The 20618-nt window shown below is 41.9% G+C and carries 18 protein-coding genes; all 18 read left to right on the forward strand.

Features of this window, described 5'->3' with window-relative positions:
* Window positions 1-32: 32 nt before the first annotated feature.
* The 18 genes from G5B12_RS04940 to mutL all read left to right on the forward strand — a co-directional run bounded on the left by G5B12_RS04940 (window position 33) and on the right by mutL (window position 20618).
* A complete protein-coding gene (locus tag G5B12_RS04940) occupies window positions 33-1415 on the forward strand; it encodes a DUF6034 family protein (protein WP_174087837.1) in 1383 nt (460 codons plus the stop codon).
* A 123-nt stretch (window positions 1416-1538) separates the two neighbouring features.
* Entirely contained in the window at window positions 1539-3332 is a 1794-nt protein-coding gene (locus G5B12_RS04945) for a DUF4209 domain-containing protein (RefSeq protein WP_174087838.1), read from the forward strand.
* Between the two features lie 312 nt (window positions 3333-3644).
* The gene (locus tag G5B12_RS04950) at window positions 3645-4328 is read left to right on the forward strand and encodes a hypothetical protein (protein WP_110103125.1); all 684 of its coding nucleotides are present in this window, start codon (window positions 3645-3647) and stop codon (window positions 4326-4328) included.
* Between the two features lie 57 nt (window positions 4329-4385).
* Window positions 4386-4784 carry a hypothetical protein gene (locus G5B12_RS04955; RefSeq protein ID WP_161208814.1) on the forward strand — a complete coding sequence of 133 codons (399 nt, stop codon included), beginning with the start codon at window positions 4386-4388 and terminating at the stop codon, window positions 4782-4784.
* Window positions 4785-5032: 248 nt separating this feature from the next.
* Complete coding sequence (locus G5B12_RS04960; protein WP_015525019.1) at window positions 5033-5449, forward strand: YjdF family protein; 417 nt, start codon at window positions 5033-5035, stop codon at window positions 5447-5449.
* Between the two features lie 124 nt (window positions 5450-5573).
* Window positions 5574-5906 (forward strand): DUF3784 domain-containing protein, encoded by a 333-nt coding sequence (locus G5B12_RS04965; protein ID WP_059085803.1) that lies wholly within the window; start codon window positions 5574-5576, stop codon window positions 5904-5906.
* Window positions 5907-5959: 53 nt separating this feature from the next.
* Window positions 5960-6340, forward strand: a complete 381-nt coding sequence (locus tag G5B12_RS04970) for a mannose-1-phosphate guanylyltransferase (RefSeq protein ID WP_174087839.1) — start codon at window positions 5960-5962, stop codon at window positions 6338-6340.
* A 249-nt stretch (window positions 6341-6589) separates the two neighbouring features.
* Window positions 6590-7546: a helix-turn-helix domain-containing protein gene (locus tag G5B12_RS04975; RefSeq protein ID WP_110103127.1), complete on the forward strand. Its 957-nt coding sequence runs from the start codon at window positions 6590-6592 to the stop codon at window positions 7544-7546.
* Between the two features lie 177 nt (window positions 7547-7723).
* Window positions 7724-8401, forward strand: a complete 678-nt coding sequence (locus G5B12_RS04980) for a response regulator transcription factor (protein ID WP_173899955.1) — start codon at window positions 7724-7726, stop codon at window positions 8399-8401.
* Window positions 8394-9293: a sensor histidine kinase gene (locus G5B12_RS04985; protein WP_154780657.1), complete on the forward strand. Its 900-nt coding sequence runs from the start codon at window positions 8394-8396 to the stop codon at window positions 9291-9293. The genes G5B12_RS04980 and G5B12_RS04985 overlap by 8 nt, the downstream gene beginning before the upstream one ends.
* A gap of 135 nt (window positions 9294-9428) precedes the next feature.
* Window positions 9429-10100, forward strand: coding sequence for an ABC transporter ATP-binding protein (locus G5B12_RS04990; RefSeq protein ID WP_110103130.1), 672 nt, complete (start codon window positions 9429-9431; stop codon window positions 10098-10100).
* Window positions 10101-10113: 13 nt separating this feature from the next.
* On the forward strand, window positions 10114-12759 hold the full coding sequence (locus G5B12_RS04995; RefSeq protein WP_174087840.1) for an ABC transporter permease: 2646 nt from the start codon (window positions 10114-10116) through the stop codon (window positions 12757-12759).
* Between the two features lie 173 nt (window positions 12760-12932).
* A complete protein-coding gene (locus G5B12_RS05000; protein WP_226845428.1) occupies window positions 12933-13133 on the forward strand; it encodes an Ig-like domain-containing protein in 201 nt (66 codons plus the stop codon).
* Between the two features lie 300 nt (window positions 13134-13433).
* A complete protein-coding gene (locus G5B12_RS05005; protein WP_015525029.1) occupies window positions 13434-13988 on the forward strand; it encodes an RNA polymerase sigma factor in 555 nt (184 codons plus the stop codon).
* Window positions 13961-15064, forward strand: a complete 1104-nt coding sequence (locus G5B12_RS05010; RefSeq protein ID WP_174087841.1) for a DUF4179 domain-containing protein — start codon at window positions 13961-13963, stop codon at window positions 15062-15064. Before G5B12_RS05005 ends, G5B12_RS05010 begins: the two co-directional genes overlap by 28 nt.
* 114 nt (window positions 15065-15178) lie before the next feature.
* Window positions 15179-15328 (forward strand): helix-turn-helix domain-containing protein, encoded by a 150-nt coding sequence (locus G5B12_RS18485; RefSeq protein ID WP_227588800.1) that lies wholly within the window; start codon window positions 15179-15181, stop codon window positions 15326-15328.
* A gap of 555 nt (window positions 15329-15883) precedes the next feature.
* Window positions 15884-18502: a DNA mismatch repair protein MutS gene (gene mutS / locus G5B12_RS05020; protein ID WP_174087878.1), complete on the forward strand. Its 2619-nt coding sequence runs from the start codon at window positions 15884-15886 to the stop codon at window positions 18500-18502.
* A gap of 4 nt (window positions 18503-18506) precedes the next feature.
* Window positions 18507-20618, forward strand: coding sequence for a DNA mismatch repair endonuclease MutL (mutL, locus tag G5B12_RS05025; protein WP_174087842.1), 2112 nt, complete (start codon window positions 18507-18509; stop codon window positions 20616-20618).

Genomic DNA, 20618 nt, shown 5'->3' on the forward strand with positions numbered 1-20618 from the left:
TTTTAATACCGAAAGGAAAGGATGGAAAAAGGATGAAGAAAATAAAAATGTTTATGGGAGCCGTTCTGTGTATGAATCTTTTGACATTATCCGGATGTGACCGTGTTGTCCAGTCTGCTGTTGTGGAAGAAAAGGATCAGACAGAACAGAAAAAAGAAGAGAAAAAGGAGACAGTTCAGAAAACCGTTACCGAACAGGTACAGGCACCGGAAACATACCAGACAACGATCCAGGCAGATCTAAGATCAGCGGACCGGGAGGATAAAGAAACCCCGATGAATTTTACCCTGACAGCGGATGCACCGGTAAAAGTGCCGGAGGTAGATGCAATCTGTTTAAAAAAGGTAAAAAGAATGGCGATTTCTGAAGAAGAACAGAATAAAATAAAAGACACATTCGGAAAAGGACAGTCCATGCAGGAAGAGAAGAATGAGAACGAACAGGCGGGGACATATACAGTAGATGGACTGACCTATCGGTATTCTTATACACAGAGTGAACAGGTATCGGATGTGGAGGAACTCGGATGTGGGATAGCGAAGTTTATCTTTGACGATTGTGGAGACATGACCCTGGAATCGAGCGAGAAAAAAGAAAGGGAAGAACGCTTTCAAAATTATATAAAGGCAGGAAGCGGGAAAGTGTCTGAAAAGGAAGCAAAGGAGAAGGTTTCAGGTCTTGTGTCCGGAGACTGGGAGATATTTGAAAGTTCCTCAAAAGCACTTACTGAAGGAAGCACTACCCTGGAAAAAGATGATTTCATTTTTGAACGGATGATAGACGGGGTTCCGGTTAATTATGTGAGGGAAACCTCTCTGCCTGTTAATGAACAGGCTCTTGAATGGGAAAACGAAGATGGAACCCTTCATGAAGGACAGTCTGAAGGATGGGAAAATGAAGTACTGACGATGGACTTTTGCAGTGGGACACTTCAGAGTTTTCTGCACCGAAATCCCATAGAAGCATCGAATGCTTCCGATGAGAGGCTGTTCTTACTTCCTTTTGATGAGGTCAAGGATATCTTTGAAAAAACGATCACTTTGCAGGTCATGACAGAAGACAAGAATCGGCTGATCTCTGTCGATGGAGGAAGCCACTACCGTTATCCGTCCATTGATGCACAGAGTGCGGAGATAGCCATAACAAAGGTACAGCTGGGTTATATGTGCATGCCAGACAGTGAAGGCAGCGATACCGAAGCAGTCCTGATCCCGGTGTGGGATTTTTATGGAACCTGGACATCCAAAGAGCCAGAGTATGAGTACGGAAATGGGGAGGATGGACCGGTCATGGGAGACGTGACGATGGATGATGCAGGTGTTCCACTCCTTACGATTGATGCACGGGATGGAAGCGTAATACAAAGGATTCAGGCTGGATGGGCGGCTTCTATGGGTTCCAAGGATATAAAATAGAGTGTCAATTTCAATTTCTAATCAATGATGACAGAAAGACCTGGAATTTCAGGTCTTTCTGCTTTACAGGAAAAAGAAAAATACGTTATACTTTTCCTATAGAAAAAGGTTGGAGGAATATGTATGGCAGAAAAAATGGCAGAGCGGATCGCAGAGATTTTAAAAGGACCTAATTTTCAAACGGCAGAGAAAGCACTGACAGATTTCTGCGGAACGATGGATGGGGAATTCAGGAATCTTCTGGTGGATATTATTGTGGAACGATGGATTGATACGCCTAAAGACGTACCGTTTTCCTATGCCCGCAGCATTTGGAATCGGAAAGATATAAATAGAGAAGAGTATCAGGCATTGCTGGAGGAAATCCGAAGCTATCCCATCGCACCGATCAACAAGGCAAAGATATCGGATTTTTTATGGGTTGTGGAAAATGATTTTTCAAATGCTAAAATAGCAGAAACGGCTTATTGCGAACACTTGAAGAACACCGGTGCATTTGCAGATCATATCATGGCTATAAACCGGATCTTGTTTATCTCTAAAAAAATCCGAAGCAAGGAAATCAATGAAGAGGTGCGAAAGAATCTGCTGATAAAAGTATTAGAAGAGTATGATAACAGCAGCCACGCAAAAATTGGATATTTGATAAAAACTGCCATGGAGGAAAAAGTGGATACAGGATATCTGATCCCTTATGTGGAAAATATCTTGAAAACTTACGATGATAATAGCTGCGATGCACTGCTCATTGGTAAGTTTTGTGATCTGTTGGAAGAACTCTATTGCAGAAAAAATAACTGGCTGAAGAAAAAGTGTATTACTGAACCTAAACTGATTGCGATACGAAGACGTAAGATTCAGGCTGTCCGGATGGAGGCTGAATATGCCGGGGCCTCTTCCAAAGGAAATTTAATGAGAAAGATTCACAATTTGAAAGAGGTTATTCAGTTGTTAAAGACCATACAAGGTACGGAAGAAGAAAGAAAGGCACTGTTGCAGGAAATAGCACAGATAGAAGAAGCTTCCCTTTCGGAGATGATGGTATGGAGTGATAAACAGGATGCCAGCGGCATTGTAAAAGAACTGTTCCGCCAACTGGAAGATCTTGATAAAGAAGAGGCATTATGTTATTTTGCTTCATTTATTCCGATTCCGGAAAGAGAAAGGGTAAAGAATCAGGTATTAAATAGGACTGGGATCCTGCACACGATATTTCCAGCGGCAATCCTTGGAAAAGGAGGAAAATTAATTGCTAAAAGCGGGCCTGTGAAAAAGCCCGATGGAACAATCAATGAAGGTGCGCTTAAGGATAATATGGAGCGGACAGCAACCATGGAGATGGATTATTTTGCACAGATCCTGGTGAGCAATACGTTTGAATATATTCGTTCCAAATTTTTGATCGAAGAGAGTGATATAAAAAAGATTGTAGATGTAAGTTGTGCGATTCCGGAGGGGAGAAAAGAATCGTATACCAAGGGTCTCATGTTTGGCTTTTCTGGAGATTTCTTGACGGCGCTCAGTATCCTGATTCCACAGATAGAAAATGCAGTAAGATATCTGGCAGTGGAATGTGGAGAACCTGTTTATAACATGAATGAAGAAGGGATTGAAGAAATAAAATCAATGCACGCTGTCTTAGAATTGGAAGGAGTAAAAGAAAGTCTGGATGAAGACCTTATATTTGCTTTAAATACGATTTTTTGTTCAAAATTTGGATTTAACATGCGCAACAATGTGGCACATGGAATGCTGGATGATCAGGCATTCCAGAGCTTTAAGGCTTTGTATATCTGGTGGTTTGCACTGAAATTTTGCTATCTATTCTGCGGAAAATTACAGGAAGAGAATAGAAGTAAAATAAATAAAAAGCTGAAACAGCTGATGGAGAAGAAAGATAATATGGATGAGAATTAATATAAAATGGTTGGACGGATGGTATGGTTTCCTTAAAAAGTGTTCGGAAGTACCTGGCAAACATAGCGTTTGGATATCAAAACGCACTTTGGGGACGGCCTCAACCCCCGGAATGTGTAGCACTGAGAGTAAATCTATAAATATAATATGAATTATAAAAACACTCCAACTTATTAGTAGTCAGAGTGTTTTTCAGTTCAAATATCCTTGCAGATAACAATATCATCAGAAAAAGTGTATAATTACAAGGAAAGAATTGATGAAAAAATTTATCTATGCAGAAAAATGTTGATGGATTGAGAGGTGATAAGTGTGAGAATTGATAAGATTTGTAAAACGTGTGGATTTGACTCCAATGGTGTGTGTGGCATGTATACCACATGCAAGGAAGGCGAAGAGTGCGATGACTGGGAAGCTTCTTTGGAGTATTATACCGAGATTACGAAAAAAGCACCTTGGTATATTAAGAAACCTTATGATCAATGTAAAATAAGTTATGAAAAATTTCTGGATCTTTTACAACAGGATGAACAGGGAGTCGGTGTAGAAATAAATATTTATGATGCGATTGAAAAAGTATATGAATTAAATTCGGTAGAACTAGCAGGGGTGTTAGATGTGTCTATGGGAGTGTTGGGATATGCCAGCACTCAAAGAACGATACCAAAGAGAAAAAGACAATTTTCAAGCAGGCTACATATTCCGGAAAGCTTCTTTGATGAGTTTTTATCTACACAGCTGGATGCATTAAAGAAATGTAGAGAAGAATTTCGTGATTGTTATGGGGACGAGCTGATAGAAAAATTTAAGCAAAATGGTTATGCTGCAATGGAAGCAAAGATAGAAAAACAAAATGCAGTCGATAAAATAAAAAATGAAAAGTATAGGGAAGAAAACCAGAACAGATATCAGTATAAGGAGAAGACAAAAATGTACCATGATCTATCTGATGATTACAAATCCAGGGACTATGTGATTGCGATAACCTTAAAATAAGGCGATTATTATGGAAATATATTCTATGAATACAGCTCTGGAGGATATGGCTTGTCTGTGGACATAATGGAAGATATTTTGCAATTTATTGAAAATCTGGATTGTGAAGAAATCAATGAGTTAAACGAGGAAGGTCTCTTAAATAATAATATAGCCTTGCAAGCAGACATAAATGGCAAGGATATTCATTTTGAACTGAGAAATGATGCAGGGGAAAAGCTCGAAAAGACAATCCCGGAAGATGAATTGCAAAAATACATTGTTGGTTATGAAATGATCCGGTGCGATGGACGTGGAATGAAAAAGGAACGCAGAAAATGTGGTTCCTGCGAAAATTTTACACCGATAGAAGGCTGTGCAAAAGGAAACTGTTCTGTTAGAGGTGATATCATTCAGAGAAGCAGAATTATATGTTCCCATGATTATGTGTTGAAAGCAGATAAAGTATTATGTTAAAATCGTCTCGTACTATCAATGGAAAAGATGATTGTATAGATTTACTATAGAAATTAGAATATATAAATTGTAAGGATATATTGTGTGATATTGCACTTTATATGATAAAAACAAGATAAAAACGCAATGCATATTTTTAAGATATGCTAGAGCTGGTAGGTAGCCCAGCCGTCCTATGTAAATAGGGTAAGTAACCTGCCCCTCCGGGTTGTCCATTCTTTGTTCAATTCATTTTAGGAGGGATTTTTATGGACAAAACAAATGGAAAACTGACGGTATATTTTGAAGAACCATTTTGGGTAGGCGTATTCGAGCGTATTGAGGATGGTAAATTATCTGTAGCGAAGGTAATATTTGGTGCAGAACCAAAAGATTACGAAGTGCAGGAATATATTCAACAATACTATTTCAGTTTGAAATTCAGTCCGGCTGTTGAAACTGTTGTAAAGGATATAAAAAGAAATCCGAAACGGATGCATCGAGAAGTAAAAAAGCAGACAATAGGGACAGGTATTGGCACAAAATCGCAGCAAGCATTGAAGTTACAGCAGGAACATAACAAACAGGAGCGTAAAGAGAGAAATCGCAAGAAAAAAGAGGCGAAAGAACAGCGAATGTTTGAATTGAAACAGCAAAAGAAAAGAGAAAAGCATAAGGGGCATTAAAAGCCTCTTGGGCTTTAACTCAAATCGGGATTGACCGAGCGCATTGGGCGAGAGATACTTCTTGTTTGAATGGCAAGAAGATGGAATTGAGAGTTTAGAAAATTGGAATTCAAGGAGCATATAGATGAAATTAGCAGATTTAGCAACAGGTTCTGATTGGATAGTGTGGATTGTCTTTGTAATATTTGCTGCACTTTCTATAACTTTACTTTCTGGACACGGAAGCTGGTTTATTTCTGGATATAATACAGCTACAAAAGAAGAAAAGGAAAAATATGATGAAAAGAAGTTATGCAGAACAATGGGAATTGGAATGTCTATTATAGCAATTCTTGCATTAATTATGGGCGTGCTTGAAAATATTTTGCCTGCATTTTTTGTATATATTGCATTGGGAATTATTTTGATTGATGTCGCGGTAATTATCATTTTGGGAAACACGCTATGCAGAAAGTAATAACTTCCAGTTAGTTGAGATGTTGCAAAATTTGGAATCAGGAGAGAATAAGAATGATTAACAATTTGATGTATATTGAATTAAAAACGGGATATTCTGATGATGTTCCGGCATGGATTGGATATGTCAAAACTTCAAAAAGTAAGAAAACAATCTATTTTAATGACCATGCCTTTCAGAAAAATATCGGTAACTATGCAAATTATATAGATATTGAGAATGGTGATAAATATTGGATTTCCGGACTGAAAAAGGAAGAGAGCAATCGTCATTGGGCAGGACATGGAAAGATTATGGTTGATCGTAGAGCTGTTAATGAATACCTTTCCCTGATTGGTGAAAAGGAATTGCCATTAAATCTGTTTGAAGTAGTTGATATTGAAGATAGATTTCCGGTTAAAAGAGTAAAAGAATTATTGAATGAGAAGAAATAACAATGCCAGCAGTCTTGCAATATTGAGTTTAAAAAAATTGTGACATTCTCACATATGACCGAGCGCATTGGGCGAGAGATACTTCTTGTTTGAATGTTGGAATGATTATAGGTATTTGTTTTCGGTATGAAAATACCGTTTATTTATTCCAGACATAAGATGTCCGGTTGAAAATTAACGGATTCTCGTTTTATGTCGTGGTAATTTTGGTGCATATTGGTAAGCTGTAAGTGGAAGAGAGGTAGAGATATGGATACAAAAAAGATTGGAGCTTTTTTAAAGCAATGTCGTAAAGAAAAGAATCTTACGCAAGAACAGCTTGCCGAGAAGTTTGGGGTATCTGCAAGAACAGTTTCCAGATGGGAAACAGGAATAAATATGCCAGATCTCAGTGTACTTGTTCAACTTGCTGAATATTACGATGTTGAGATGAGAGAGCTCCTGGATGGAGAAAGGAGCCAGACTATGAATAAAGATATGAAAGAAACACTGGACAAAGTTGCGGTGTATGAAGAATGGGTGAAACAAAAAGCATTAAAGGCTGGAAATCTTGCATTTGCATCAATGTTTGTGATTGGTGTGTTAGCGATTATTATTCAGATGCTATTAATGGTGGATACTCGTTTGGTTTTGGGAGAGATAGTAACTGTCTTAGTAGGAGGAATCCTATATGTAGCTATTATGGTGTATAATGGAATATGGGATAAATGCCTGCCAAAAAGTGCTGCTATATGGCGAAATTTTCTCACCAGTGTAATATGTGCAGGAATTTTTACAGTCATCTATGGTATATGTTTATTTAGAATGGGAGCTACAGAAACACAGATAACACGATTGGCATTGGGATTTCTGATAGGTATTACTATTGTGTCATTTATTATTCTTAGGACCTTAGCATTTATTAATCGAAAAAGAAATCAGAATTCACCAAATGTTCAGGAGAGAAAAGAAACTTCCCAATCTAAGACAGAATGGACAAAGATTTATAATGCACAGAATATAGTAGAGACAGAACAGCTCGTAGAAATGTTAAAGCAAAGTGGAATAGAAGCTTTTTCCCAGGAAGCAGGTGCGAATGTTGCAATGCATGGAGCACCTGGATTTGGAATATATGGTGTGGATATATTCGTGAAAACCGATGATGCAAAGAAGGCAGTACAGCTGATCAAGGAGATTAATAACCAAGAGAATGAAGAAATTTTTTGACATTGTCACATATGCGTGCTAATATGATTATAGAAAAAGTGTGCTGCCGATAGACGGTTAGTCCACATACTTAATTGATTGAAAATAACCGTTCAGTTTTGCGAGGCTGAAGCGGTTATTTTTGTGTCTTGTTATTAACTTTGCCGAATACCTTTGAGTAACGAGGGAGTGAGATATATGGAGCAATTATTGATTGTTGAAGATGATATTGGTTTGAATCAAGGTTTATGCAAAGCACTGAAAGTAGATGATCGGAAAATCATTTCCTGCCAAGACCTGAAAACGGCGAAGGAGCAGCTGCTTTGCGGCGGTGTATCCCTGATCCTGTTGGATATCAATCTGCCGGATGGCAGTGGGCTTGAATTGCTACGGGAGGTCAAGGAAAACACACCCGGGATTCCTGTTATTCTGCTGACTGCCAATGATACCGATCTGGACATCGTGGACGGACTGGAGAGGGGCGCTGATGATTACATTACCAAGCCCTTTTCTCTTTCGGTTTTGCGGGCAAGGGTGAATACCCAACTGCGAAAGCAAGCGTCAAACCATAAAAATGCGCCGATCCATATTGATCTATTTCACTTTGACTTTGAGGCTATGACCTTTTATGTGGGAGATTCAAAAGTGGAATTGAGTAAAACAGAGCAAAAATTACTGCGTCTTCTTGTTGAAAATCGTGGTCGAACCATGACCCGTGGAGACCTTGTAGACCGGATCTGGACAGATGGCGCAGAATATGTGGATGAAAATGCTTTGTCTGTCACGATCAAGCGTCTGAGGGATAAGCTTGGGGCACAAAAATACATTAAAACCGTCTATGGAATTGGTTATAGCTGGGTGATAAAAGATGAATAAAACCGGCATTGTGATCATACTGCTGTGTTTTCTGGCGGCGTCAGCTGTTGTATTATGGGAGCGGAGAAAGGTCATAAAAACGATGGAAGAAATCGAAAGGATGCTGGACGCCGCCATGACCGGCTCCTTTTCTGAAACCAATTTTGATGAAAGCCAACTGTCTGCTTTGGAAACAAAGTTTGCACACTATCTTTCTGCCGCAGAAGCATCTTCTCAAAATATGGCACAGGAAAAAGACAAAATCAAATCCTTGATTGCGGACATTTCCCACCAGACGAAAACGCCGATTGCAAACCTGCTGTTATACAGCGAGCTTTTGATGGAGGAAACTCTGTCTGCATCGGCAAAGGAAAATGTGGAGGCACTGTACAAACAATCGGAAAAGCTACGATTTCTGATTGATTCTCTCGTAAAACTTTCCAGACTGGAAAATGGGATCATTTCACTTTCCCCTCAGCAAGCATCACTTCAGCCGCTGCTTGAAAGCGTAGTAGAACAATATGCCTCCAAGGCTTCTGGAAAAGGATTATCCATATATCTGTACGATACAGATATTTCCGCTACATTTGACTTCAAATGGACAGCGGAAGCACTGGCTAATATCGTAGACAACGCCATCAAATATACGGAGCATGGAACAATCACGATTTCTACCGTAAGTTACGAAATGTTTACAAGGATCGATATATCGGATACCGGTTCAGGTATCCCGGAAAACGAGCAGGCAAAGATATTTTCCCGTTTTTATCGTTCAAATGCTGTTCAGGAACAAGAAGGGGTTGGCATCGGCTTATACCTTGCCCGACAGATCATATCCGGCGAGGGCGGCTATATCAAAGTCGCCTCTGTCCCCGGCAAAGGAAGCACGTTTTCCGTGTTTCTGCCGAAATAGCATCCATTCTTTCAAAATTGTTAGATTTCATTTTCCGCCGGAAAGAATGTGGAAAGAATCCTATGCGATAATCTGTATGTATCAAAGGATCGTTTCCTTTCATACATACAGATTTTTTCATGGAGGTACTCATTTATGGAGGTTTTACAGGCAAAAGACCTGAAAAAGATTTATGGCTCCGGCAATAACGCCGTTCATGCGTTGGATGGAGTTGATTTAAGTGTAAAAAAGGGCGAATTTGTTGCAATTGTCGGCACATCCGGATCCGGCAAATCCACGCTGCTGCATATGCTGGGCGGTCTGGATCGCCCTACAAGCGGCACGGTCATGGTGGACGGACAGGATATTTTCTCCCTGAAGGAGGAAGCTCTGACTATTTTCCGCCGCAGAAAAATCGGTTTTGTATTTCAGAGCTACAATCTTGTTCCGGTGCTGAATGTATATGAAAACATCATTCTACCCATTGAACTGGATGGTGGAAAGGTAAATAAATCTTTTGTGAAGCAGATCGTGCAGACGCTTGGACTGAACGACCGTCTGGATGCACTGCCCAATCAGCTCTCAGGTGGTCAACAGCAGCGGGTAGCCATTGCCCGTGCACTGGCAGCAGCACCCGCTATCATTCTGGCAGATGAACCGACCGGCAATCTGGATTCCAAGACCAGCCAGGATGTATTGAGCCTTATGAAAGTCACCAGTCAAAAGTTCGCCCAGACCATCGTGATGATCACCCACAACGAAGAGATTGCCCAACTATCTGACCGGATCATCCGCATAGAAGATGGCCGCATTGTCACGGGCCGATGAGGAGGTGACCGTGATGAAGGTAAGAAATCAAAAATGTATTCGAAAGCTCAGCTTAAAATCTCTTTATGCGAACCGCCGCCGCAATCTGATCGCTATTTTTGCCATTGCGCTGACAACGCTGCTATTTACGTCCATGTTCACCATTGTCTTGTCGTTGAACGCCAGTTATGAAACCTACCAGTTTCGGCAGGTAGGCGGCTATGCACACGGTACCTTTAAAGATGTTTCCCCCGAGCAGGCGGAACGTATCGCTGCCCACCCAAAGGTGAAGGCTGCTGGGGCACGGAAGGTGATCGGCATCACAGTGGATGGTGTCTTTTCCAAAACCCCTGCAGAGATCAGCTACATGGATGCCAACTGCACCAAATGGAGCTATGCCACCCCCACTACCGGGCGGATGCCCGAAAGCGGCAAAGAGGCGGCCATGGATACGGCAGCATTGCAGCTACTTGGCGTAACGCCGGAGCTGGGCGCAGAGGTCACGGTTTCCTATTCCATCACGGACAAGGATCAAACTGCCTTTACTGTAACAGATACCTTTACGCTGGTGGGCTATTGGGACTATGATGAACTAATGCCTGTTCACTACATCAACATCAGCCGTGATTACGCAGATGACATCGAAGCGCAGGCAGTGAAAACAGGGTTACAGCCCTTCCGCACCGATTTGAATGTCATGCTGGCTTCCGGCACAAACATTCAAGGGCAGATGGAGCAGGTGGATACCGATCTTGGCTACACATGGGACAGCTATACCGATCCCAACAGCGTCCGAATCGGCGTCAATTGGGGATATACCTCATCCCAGCTGGAGTCGCAGCTCGATCCAGAGCTGATGGTCGCCATAGCAGCTTTTTTGCTACTGGTGATTTTCACCGGGTATCTTATCATCTATAACATTTTCCAGATCTCTGTTGCGGGGGATATCCGGTTTTACGGACTTTTGAAAACCATTGGCACAACGCCCCGGCAGCTCAAACGCATCATTCGCCAGCAGGCACTTCTGCTTTGTCTGATCGGCATTCCGGCAGGACTGTTGCTGGGCTACGGCATCGGCGCTGTTCTGGTACCTGTTGTCTTGCGCTCCACCCAGTTGGATGCAGGCATCACTACCATCAGCACTTCGCCTGTGATCTTCCTTGGTTCCATGCTGTTTGCCCTGTTGACGGTGCTCTTGTCCTGTTCCAAGCCCGGAAAAATGGCAGCCAGGGTCTCTCCGGTGGAGGCTGCCAAATATACGGATGTGATGCAGACTAAGAAAAAACAGCGCAGCACCCGGGGAGCCAAGCTCCATCAGATGGCCTTTGCCAATCTGGGACGAAACAAGAAAAAGACGGTGCTGGTGGTGTTGTCTCTGGCACTGTCGGTGACACTGTTCAATGCGCTGTGTGCCTTTGTGGGAGGCTTCAGCATGGAGAAGTATGTATCCTCCATGACCTGTGCCGATTTTATCGTCAGCACTCCCGACTATTTCCGTTACAACCCGGCAGATGAATTCATCACGCCAGAACAGATTGAGGAGATCACAGCAAACACAAAGGCCAGTCTTTCCGGCACGGGATATGCTGTGCGAAAAAATGCATACCTGTGGATGACGGAAGATGCTCTGCGGCAGGACTATGCAAGGTACGAAAGCGTCGAGCAGTTGGACAGCCATATGAGCCGTCTGGAGCACCGGGGCAATATGGTGATGGGAGATACCAGAATCGAGGCTCTGGATAACAGTCTGTTTGACAAGCTGCAAGTGTTCGACGGAGATATTTCTCCTATGCTGGAGCCGGACAATAACGCCATTGCCATTGCGGTTTCTTTGGATGATTACGGCAATCTGCCCAATCCTGAATACTACCCCAAGGTGGGAGACACGATCACGGCTACCTATGCGGATGATATGAAATATATCGACAGCCGCACCGGGGAACTGTGCAACGAAGACACACCGGAGGAGTACATTCAGGCAAAATTGTATGGGGCCAGAGATGTAGAGTACACGGTCTGCGCCTTGGTAGAACTTCCGAACTCCATGGGTTATCGTTATGGTGGTATTGGATATAACGCAGTTTTGCCTGTGGACACCGCACAGAGGGACAGCGGTGGTGCAGTCGTTCCGATGCTCTACCTGTTCGACACAGCGGACGAAGCTGACGAGGCCGAAGCAGAGCAATATCTGTCAAAGCTCACGGCCGGTGAGTTTTCGCCCTTGATGTATGAAAGCAAAGCCACGGTTCGCTCTGAGTTTGCTCAGTTCCGGCAGATGTTCCTTCTGATCGGTGGTATCCTCTGTGCTATCATTGGGCTGGTGGGACTCTTAAATTTCTTCAACGCCATGATGACCGGTATTCTTTCCCGCCGCCGGGAATTTGCGGTGCTTCAGGCTGTAGGAATGACGCCCCGACAGCTCAAAACCATGCTGATCTACGAGGGGTTGTTTTACGCAATGTCTTCCGTATCGGTGGCCTTTGTGCTTTCACTGGCGGTGGGACCTCTTGCGGGGAAAATGCTGGGCAGTATGTTCTGGTTCTTTGAGTATCGGTTCACCGTTCTGCCTGTCCTGCTGACAATTCCGGTATTTCTTCTGCTTGGGTGGCTGATTCCCTGCATGATGTATGATAATGCAGCGAAATGCAGCATTGTAGATCAGTTAAGGGATGCTCAATAATTGTTAAGCCCAAATTAGCCCTCTGTCAATGAAAAGGCTGAGGGCTGGAATTCAAATAATAATCAAAGTGACCATTACACTGGCCAGCGGCAAAAAACAGGTCATTTCCATTACTGTGCAGAAAACAACGGTAAGGACAACAAAGATCACCGGACTGAAATCAAGCGTGACCGTTGCAAGGAATAAAAAAACTTACGTCGAAACCAGTCATCAGCCCGATCACTTCCCAGGAGAAGGTTACCTACAGTTCTTCGAATAAGAAGATTGCAACGGTAAGTTCCAGTGGTGTGATCACTGGAAAGAAAAAGGGAACAGCCTATATCACAGTGAAATCTGGAAATAGTTGCAAAAAAGTAAAAGTAGTTGTTAAATAAAAATGATTTAAAAAGGAGCTGCCGTTCATGAATGCACATTGAATGGCAGCTCCTTTTTTTCATTTTTGGCATGTAGCTTTATTTGCAGAAGCAGATTACGATATTAATAGTTGACCAGGGAGAGAAGAATGATTAGATAATATGTTATAGTGATAATGGAATTATGGTAACAAAAAAATTTATAAAAAAAGTGCAACCAAACAGAAAAAAATACGTTATATATAATAGACAACATTAATATGGCACACTGCAAATAGCCTATCTGCATAAAAACACTAATATACAGGGGAGAAATGTGATATGGAAGATATACATATTATAAATTTATTTTTAGAAAGATCAGAAGATGCAATTCGCCAGGTAGAAGTAAAGTACGAAAAATTTTGCTTTAAGATTGCATGGAATATTTTATATAACACAGAAGATTCAGAAGAATGCGTAAATGATACGTGGCTGATAACGTGGAATAAGATTCCGCCTAAAACGCCAACAAAATTATCTGCATTTCTTGGAAAAATAACCAGAAATTTGGCATTGGACAATTTCAGAAAGAAAAATGCTTCAAAAAGAGCAGATACACATATGATGGATATTTGTGGTGAAGTGGAAAAACTGGAAAATACAATAAAGGATTATGTGGAAGAGGACATAAAGAAAAAGGAAATTTTGAATATTTTAGAAAAATTTTTAAGTGATTTAAAAGCAGGGGACAGGGATATTTTTGTCAGGCGATATTGGTATATGGATAATATTAAAGACATTGCAAAAAGACATGGATGCTCTGAGACTAAAATTAAATCCAGTCTTTTTCGAAGCAGAAACAGATTATGGGAAGAGGTGAAAGAAATCATATGAAAAAAGAAAACAATTTTTTGGATCTGATGGGAGAAATAGATGAAAAATTTGTTTATGAAGCTTCCTTGCCATGGGAAAAGCGAAATGTTAATTTGAAATTAAAATTAGCAAAGATTGCAGCAGCAGGAGTTGTAATAGCATTATTGATAGGAGGCTTGGGACATCCGCATGAGATAAAGGCGGCCTGGGAACAGATTACTTCGTGGATTCAAACTGCATTGGGGATTAATGAAAATGTAGAATCATATATAGATAGTGTTGGAAAAACGATTACTAAAAATGGAATTTCTATTACGTTAGATGAAATTGCTGCTGATAAGGAGAATTTATGGGTGGCAATATCTGATAATATAAATGATTCAAAAGAAAAGGAGACTATTCTACTAACAGAAGTGGAGATAAATGGAAAAGCAGCACAGTTAGATGGAACATATGCTCTGGAGAAAAAGGAGAACGGAACAGATGGTCAGGTTTGTCATTATAGGTTGGAAGATACAACTTTTAAAGATAATACAGCAGATATAAAAATGAAAGTATGGTTATTTGATCCAACAGAAATGGATACTGCAGATACAGAAGATACGGATGACTATATTTTTGAATTTTCATCAAATTGGGAAGAACTAGAGAAGAATACCATAAATGTAAATGTGAATAAAAAAATAAAGATATCTCCAAATCAAAATCTGACGATTTCAAAAATGAGCTTAAACGATTTGGCAAGTACAATTTATGGAAATTTGGATAATAAAGAATATGAAGATTATTATTTACTAGGAACCGACGATAAAGGAAATCAGGGGCTTTATAGAATGACAAATTATGGAGACGCAGAGACTGTGTTTGAAGAAAGCAGAAATAATACAAAATACAAAGGAATTTCGCCAGATGCTAAAACGGTGACATTAGAATTATATGTAAATAAAGAAGAAAAAAACAGCACAACATATAAAAAATATGAAACTGGAATAGAAGATACTTACGGAGAAGGCGAAGGACGTGTTTATGAAAGTGATGAAGATCCTCTGGATTTATATAGCCAAGTGGAAGGAAAAATAGAAATTAAAATCAGATGACAAAAGAATAATTTTATCGAAGAGAGGAACAGCCAATATCATCTGCCTTCAGATATTGGCTGTAATATATATGATACATAAAAAATACAAGCAGCAGATAACGATAAGATTCTTATATCAGTCAAGGAAGCCTGTGAACGCACAGGTCTTTCAGAGAAAACCATGAGAATTCTTATGAAGAATAATACCTTCATGGTACGAATTGGGCGAAGAACCCTGATTGATAAGAAAAAATTTCAGAAATGGATAGATCGGCAGTCTTGAAAGGTTTTTGGGGTTGTGTTAAAATTAAGTCCAGTGCCATGCATGATCATCTATTGTTATTAGAAAAAGGATGGTAATGTTATGGAAAAAATCTAAGAGGAAAAGAAATAGGTAAGGGAATCCGACAAAGAAAAGATGGGCGGTAAGAAGCCAGAATCACAATTAAGGGATCTGGCAACCGCCTTTTTCTATCTATGGAACAAATCTTCAGCAGGTGAAAAAGCAAAGAAACATGTATTTGGCGGAAGTTCTCCCAGGTATTCCAGGCTTTGATTCGAGTATGTCCGTTTCAAAATGGTATGAGAAATGGATGGAACTTTATAAGGTTCGGAATCTTAAAGCAACCACGATAAGAAATTATGAAGAAAAGTATGGAAAAGAAATCTGATTTTACTGATAAAATGACAATTTAGGAAGAGGTTTAAATATTTGGAAAAAGCAAGAAACACTGAAGAAGAAAAAAAAATGGGGCAAAAGTGGGTCAAAAAAGAATATGAGGCATCTGAAACCCGCATAAACACTGGGTTTCCGGCTGATACCAGTACATTATCACCGATGATGAAAGAATACGTAAAGACCAAAGAAGAGTACAGCGACTGTATCCTTTTTTACCGTCTGGGCGATTTTTATGAAATGTTCTTTGATGATGCGCTGACTGCATCCAAGGAATTGGAGATCACACTTACAGGAAAAGACTGCGGATTGGAAGAGAGAGCGCCCATGTGTGGCGTTCCTTTTCATGCTGCGGAAACTTATATCAACCGATTGATAGAAAAAGGTTATAAAGTTGCCATCTGTGAACAGGTAGAAGATCCGAAAAAAGCCAAGGGTCTTGTAAAACGTGAAGTTGTTCGTATTGTCACACCGGGAACCACACTGGATGCCATGTCACTGGACGAATCCAAAAACAATTATCTGATGTCCATTGTCTCCATCGGAGATCATTTTGGCTGTGCTATTGCAGATATCACAACCGGTGACTGCTTTCTTACAGAGCTGGATAAGCCTCAGAAACTTCTGGATGAGATCAATAAATTCACACCTGCAGAGATCATCTGCAACGATGCGTTTCTTTTAAGTGGTGTGGATGTGGAGGATCTGAAAGGACGTCTTGGAATCTGCGTATTCGCCCTGGATCCCTGGTACTTTGACGATCAGCTGTGTCAGAAAACTCTAAAAGAACATTTCCATGTGGGAAATCTGGAGGGGTTAGGAATTGGTGACTACGACAGCGGGATCATCGCTTCCGGTGCCCTGTTCCTGTATCTGAAAGAAACACAGAAAACAGCACTTTCCCATATGGCAAGTATCCGCCCTTACTCTGCCGAGAAATACATGCTTATCGACAGCTCCAGCCGTCGTAATCTGGAGCTTGTGGAAACCATGCGCGAAAAACAGAAAAGAGGTTCTCTTCTCTGGGTACTGGACAAGACCAAAACAGCTATGGGAGCCAGAACACTTCGGTCTTATGTGGAACAGCCTCTGATCGATGCAGAGGAAATCGAAAAGAGACTGGGTGCTCTGGAAGAACTGAATGAAAAACCCATGGAACGGGATGAGATCCGGGAATATTTAAACCCGATCTATGATCTGGAACGTCTGATCAGCCGTATCAGTTACAAATCCGCTAATCCGAGAGATCTGGTTTCTTTTGCCTCTTCTCTGGAAATGCTTCCTTATATAAAACAGGTCCTGGCAGAATTCAAATCTCCACTGCTTACTAAGATCAACGAAGATATGGATCCTCTGACAGACATTACCTCGCTGATCCGGAACTCTATCACCGATGATCCGCCTCTTGCCCAGAAAGACGGTGGCATTATCCGGGAAGGATATAATGAAGATGTAGATAAATTCCGCCGTTCCCGGACAGATGGAAAGAAATGGCTTTCTGAGCTGGAGGCAAGAGAGAGGGAACGTACCGGTATCAAAAGCCTGAAGATCAAGTACAATCGTGTATTTGGTTATTCTCTGGAAGTTACCAATACTTTCAAAGATCTTGTGCCGGAGGATTATATCCGCAAACAGACCCTTACCAATGCAGAGCGTTATATCACTCAGGAACTGAAAGATCTGGAAGATCTGATCCTTGGAGCTGAGGATAAGCTTTATGCGCTGGAATTTGAACTGTTTTCCAGTATCCGTGATCAGGTTGGAGCGGAAGTTGTCCGTATCCAGCGCACTGCAAAAGCAGTGGCTGCACTGGATGTTTTCGCTTCTCTTGCGCTGGTTGCCCAGAGGAATAATTTCGTCCGGCCAAAGATCAATGAGACAGGCCTCATTGATATCCGAAACGGCCGTCATCCGGTTGTGGAGCAGATGATCGAAAATGATATGTTCATTCCAAACGATACGTATCTTGACAACCACAAAAAACGGATCTCCATTATCACAGGACCAAACATGGCCGGAAAATCCACATATATGCGCCAGACAGCCCTGATCGTACTGATGGCACAGATCGGAAGCTTTGTTCCGGCAGACAGTGCAAACATCGGTGTGGTTGATCGGATCTTCACCCGTGTAGGTGCATCTGATGACCTTGCAAGCGGACAAAGTACCTTTATGGTGGAAATGACGGAGGTTGCCAATATTCTTCGCAATGCCACTTCCCGTAGCCTTCTGATCCTGGATGAGATCGGACGTGGAACCAGTACTTTTGACGGCCTCTCCATTGCCTGGGCAGTGATCGAACATATCAGCAATACCAAGCTCTGCGGTGCCAAAACCTTATTTGCGACCCATTATCATGAGCTTACCGAACTGGAGGGAAAACTTTCCGGTGTCAACAATTACTGTATTGCTGTCAAAGAAAAGGGTGACGATATCGTATTTCTTCGTAAGATCGTAAAAGGTGGCGCTGACAAGAGTTATGGTATCCAGGTGGCCAAGCTTGCCGGTGTTCCGGATTCCGTGATCCAGCGTGCCAAGGAACTTGTGGAAGAGCTCAGTGACGCAGATATCACCGCAGCGGTAAAAGACCTGACTGCTCCGAAAAAGAAGCAGAAGATCACCTATGATCAGGTGGATATGGCACAGATGTCACTCTTTGACACGGTGCAGGATAATGATGTCATCGAAGAGATCAAAGGCCTGGAGATTGGCAACCTGACTCCAATGGAGGCCCTGAATATTCTCTATAATCTGCAGAACAAAATAAAGAACCGGTGGTGATACCTTGAGAAAAATTGCAGTTTTAGACCAGAATACCATTGATAAGATCTCAGCAGGTGAAGTTGTGGAGCGGCCTTCTTCTGTTGTAAAAGAACTTGTGGAAAATGCTATTGACGCAGGAGCTACCGCCATCACAGTAGAGATCACAGATGGTGGAAAAAAGCTGATCCGTATCACAGATAACGGCTCCGGAATGGAAGCAGAACAGGTTCCCCTTGCTTTTCTACGTCATGCTACAAGCAAAATTGAAAAAGTGGAAGACCTGACACATATTGCCTCCCTGGGCTTTCGTGGCGAGGCTCTTTCCAGTATTGCCGCAGTTTCCCAGGTAGAACTGATCACAAAAACTCCTTCTGCCATCAGCGGTACCCGCTATGTGATCGAAGGTGGAAAAGAACAGTCTTTGGAGGAGATGGGCGCACCGGAGGGAACCACCTTCCTGATCCGGAACCTTTTTTACAACACACCTGCAAGAAGCAAATTTCTGAAATCCGACATGACAGAAGCCGGTTACATCAATACGCTGATGGAACAGCTGGCGCTTTCCCATCCGGAAATTTCCTTTAAATATATCCAGAATCGTCAGGTGAAACTTTCCAGTTCCGGAAATTACAGCGTAAAGGATGTGATCTACAGCGTTTACGGACGGGAGATCGCCAAAGCACTTCTGGAAGTCTCCTATGAAAATGATTTTATGAAGATCGAAGGCTTTGTGGGAAAACCGGAGATTTCCAGAGGAAACCGCACTTTTGAGAATTATTATATCAATGGCCGGTATGTAAAAAACAAGATCATTACCAAGGCTATTGAGGATGGGTATAAAGGACTGGTCATGCAGCATAAATTTCCATTTGTTTCCCTTCGGATCGAAATGGATGGTAATGACCTGGACGTTAATGTACATCCGGCAAAAAGAGAAGTGCGTTTTGCCAGAGAAACCGAAGTTTATACGGCTATCTATGAAACTGTTCGTAAGGTACTGACTCACAGAGAACTAATCCCGCAGGTATCTGTGGGAAAAGACGAACCGACATCTCACAACGAGCAGATGAAGCCAGGAAATGTTCCGGAACCTTTCGAGGTAAAAAGACGGCAGGAGATGTACGGACACCAGAACCGGACGGCGAATATAGCTTCCCATATTGCACCGACAGCTTCTGAAGTACGTACATCGCCGGTTTCATCGATACCTTATAATAAGTTGACAAATAGTACAGCCTCCTATGGCTCAGCTGAAACAGCTCACAGTTCTTCAGATTCTTTTACAGATAAATACAGGCATATGGGTTCTCTGCGGGAAAATCCCGTATATAGATCTCAGCCCTTTACAAAAGAAGAAGAGGAAATGTTTTCCGGCACACTGAAGGACGGAAAAAAAGAGACTTCCGCTGTAGAAACAGCTGATCCAGAAGTGATATCTGAAAAACCTGCCGAATCGACATCTCCTGAGATAAACAGCGAGCCGATCAAATCCCTGGAACAGGAAACGCCAAAACAGCTGGAACTTTTCGAAGAACGGCTTCTTGCCCCGGAATCCAGAAGCCGCCACAGGCTGATCGGACAGCTGTTTGACACCTACTGGCTGGTACAGTTCGAAGATAATTTTTATATCATTGACCAGCATGCGGCCCATGAAAAAGTATATTATGAGCGGTTCGTAAAGCTGTTCCAGTCTCAGAACATCCAGTCTCAGTACGTAAGCCCTCCGCTGATCGTTTCACTCAGCCTTGAGGAAGAAAACCTGTTAAAAGCAAACGAAAAATATTTTCGGGATTTCGGTTTTGAGATCGAACCTTTTGGGGGAAGAGAGTACAGTATCAGTGCGGTGCCATCCAGTCTTCTGGGAATGACAGAGGAAGAGCTGTTTCTGGAAATGCTGGACCATCTCACTGCAGACGGCTCCAAAGATGCATTTGAACTGTTTACCGCAAGGCTTGCAACTATGGCCTGCAAAGCTGCTGTAAAAGGCAATCATTCCATGTCACCCCAGGAAGCCGACAAGCTGATCGATGAACTTCTGACACTGGAAAATCCTTATAACTGTCCTCATGGAAGGCCAACCATCATTGCCATGAGTAAGACAGAGATTGAAAAAAAATTTAAACGTATCGTGTAA

Source organism: Blautia sp. MSK.20.85, assembly GCF_013317245.1.
Classification (GTDB): domain Bacteria; phylum Bacillota; class Clostridia; order Lachnospirales; family Lachnospiraceae; genus Blautia_A.

Bases quoted from the DNA above. Each gene is read 5' to 3' on its own strand.
- G5B12_RS04940 (WP_174087837.1), top strand. From the start codon at position 33: ATGAAGAAAATAAAAATGTTTATGGGAGCCGTTCTGTGTATGAATCTT.
- G5B12_RS04945 (WP_174087838.1), top strand. From the start codon at position 1,539: ATGGCAGAAAAAATGGCAGAGCGGATCGCAGAGATTTTAAAAGGACCT.
- G5B12_RS04960 (WP_015525019.1), top strand. From the start codon at position 5,033: ATGGACAAAACAAATGGAAAACTGACGGTATATTTTGAAGAACCATTT.
- G5B12_RS04965 (WP_059085803.1), top strand. From the start codon at position 5,574: ATGAAATTAGCAGATTTAGCAACAGGTTCTGATTGGATAGTGTGGATT.
- G5B12_RS04970 (WP_174087839.1), top strand. From the start codon at position 5,960: ATGATTAACAATTTGATGTATATTGAATTAAAAACGGGATATTCTGAT.
- G5B12_RS04975 (WP_110103127.1), top strand. From the start codon at position 6,590: ATGGATACAAAAAAGATTGGAGCTTTTTTAAAGCAATGTCGTAAAGAA.
- G5B12_RS04980 (WP_173899955.1), top strand. From the start codon at position 7,724: ATGGAGCAATTATTGATTGTTGAAGATGATATTGGTTTGAATCAAGGT.
- G5B12_RS04985 (WP_154780657.1), top strand. From the start codon at position 8,394: ATGAATAAAACCGGCATTGTGATCATACTGCTGTGTTTTCTGGCGGCG.
- G5B12_RS04990 (WP_110103130.1), top strand. From the start codon at position 9,429: ATGGAGGTTTTACAGGCAAAAGACCTGAAAAAGATTTATGGCTCCGGC.
- G5B12_RS04995 (WP_174087840.1), top strand. From the start codon at position 10,114: ATGAAGGTAAGAAATCAAAAATGTATTCGAAAGCTCAGCTTAAAATCT.
- G5B12_RS05005 (WP_015525029.1), top strand. From the start codon at position 13,434: ATGGAAGATATACATATTATAAATTTATTTTTAGAAAGATCAGAAGAT.
- G5B12_RS05010 (WP_174087841.1), top strand. From the start codon at position 13,961: ATGGGAAGAGGTGAAAGAAATCATATGAAAAAAGAAAACAATTTTTTG.
- mutS (WP_174087878.1), top strand. From the start codon at position 15,884: ATGATGAAAGAATACGTAAAGACCAAAGAAGAGTACAGCGACTGTATC.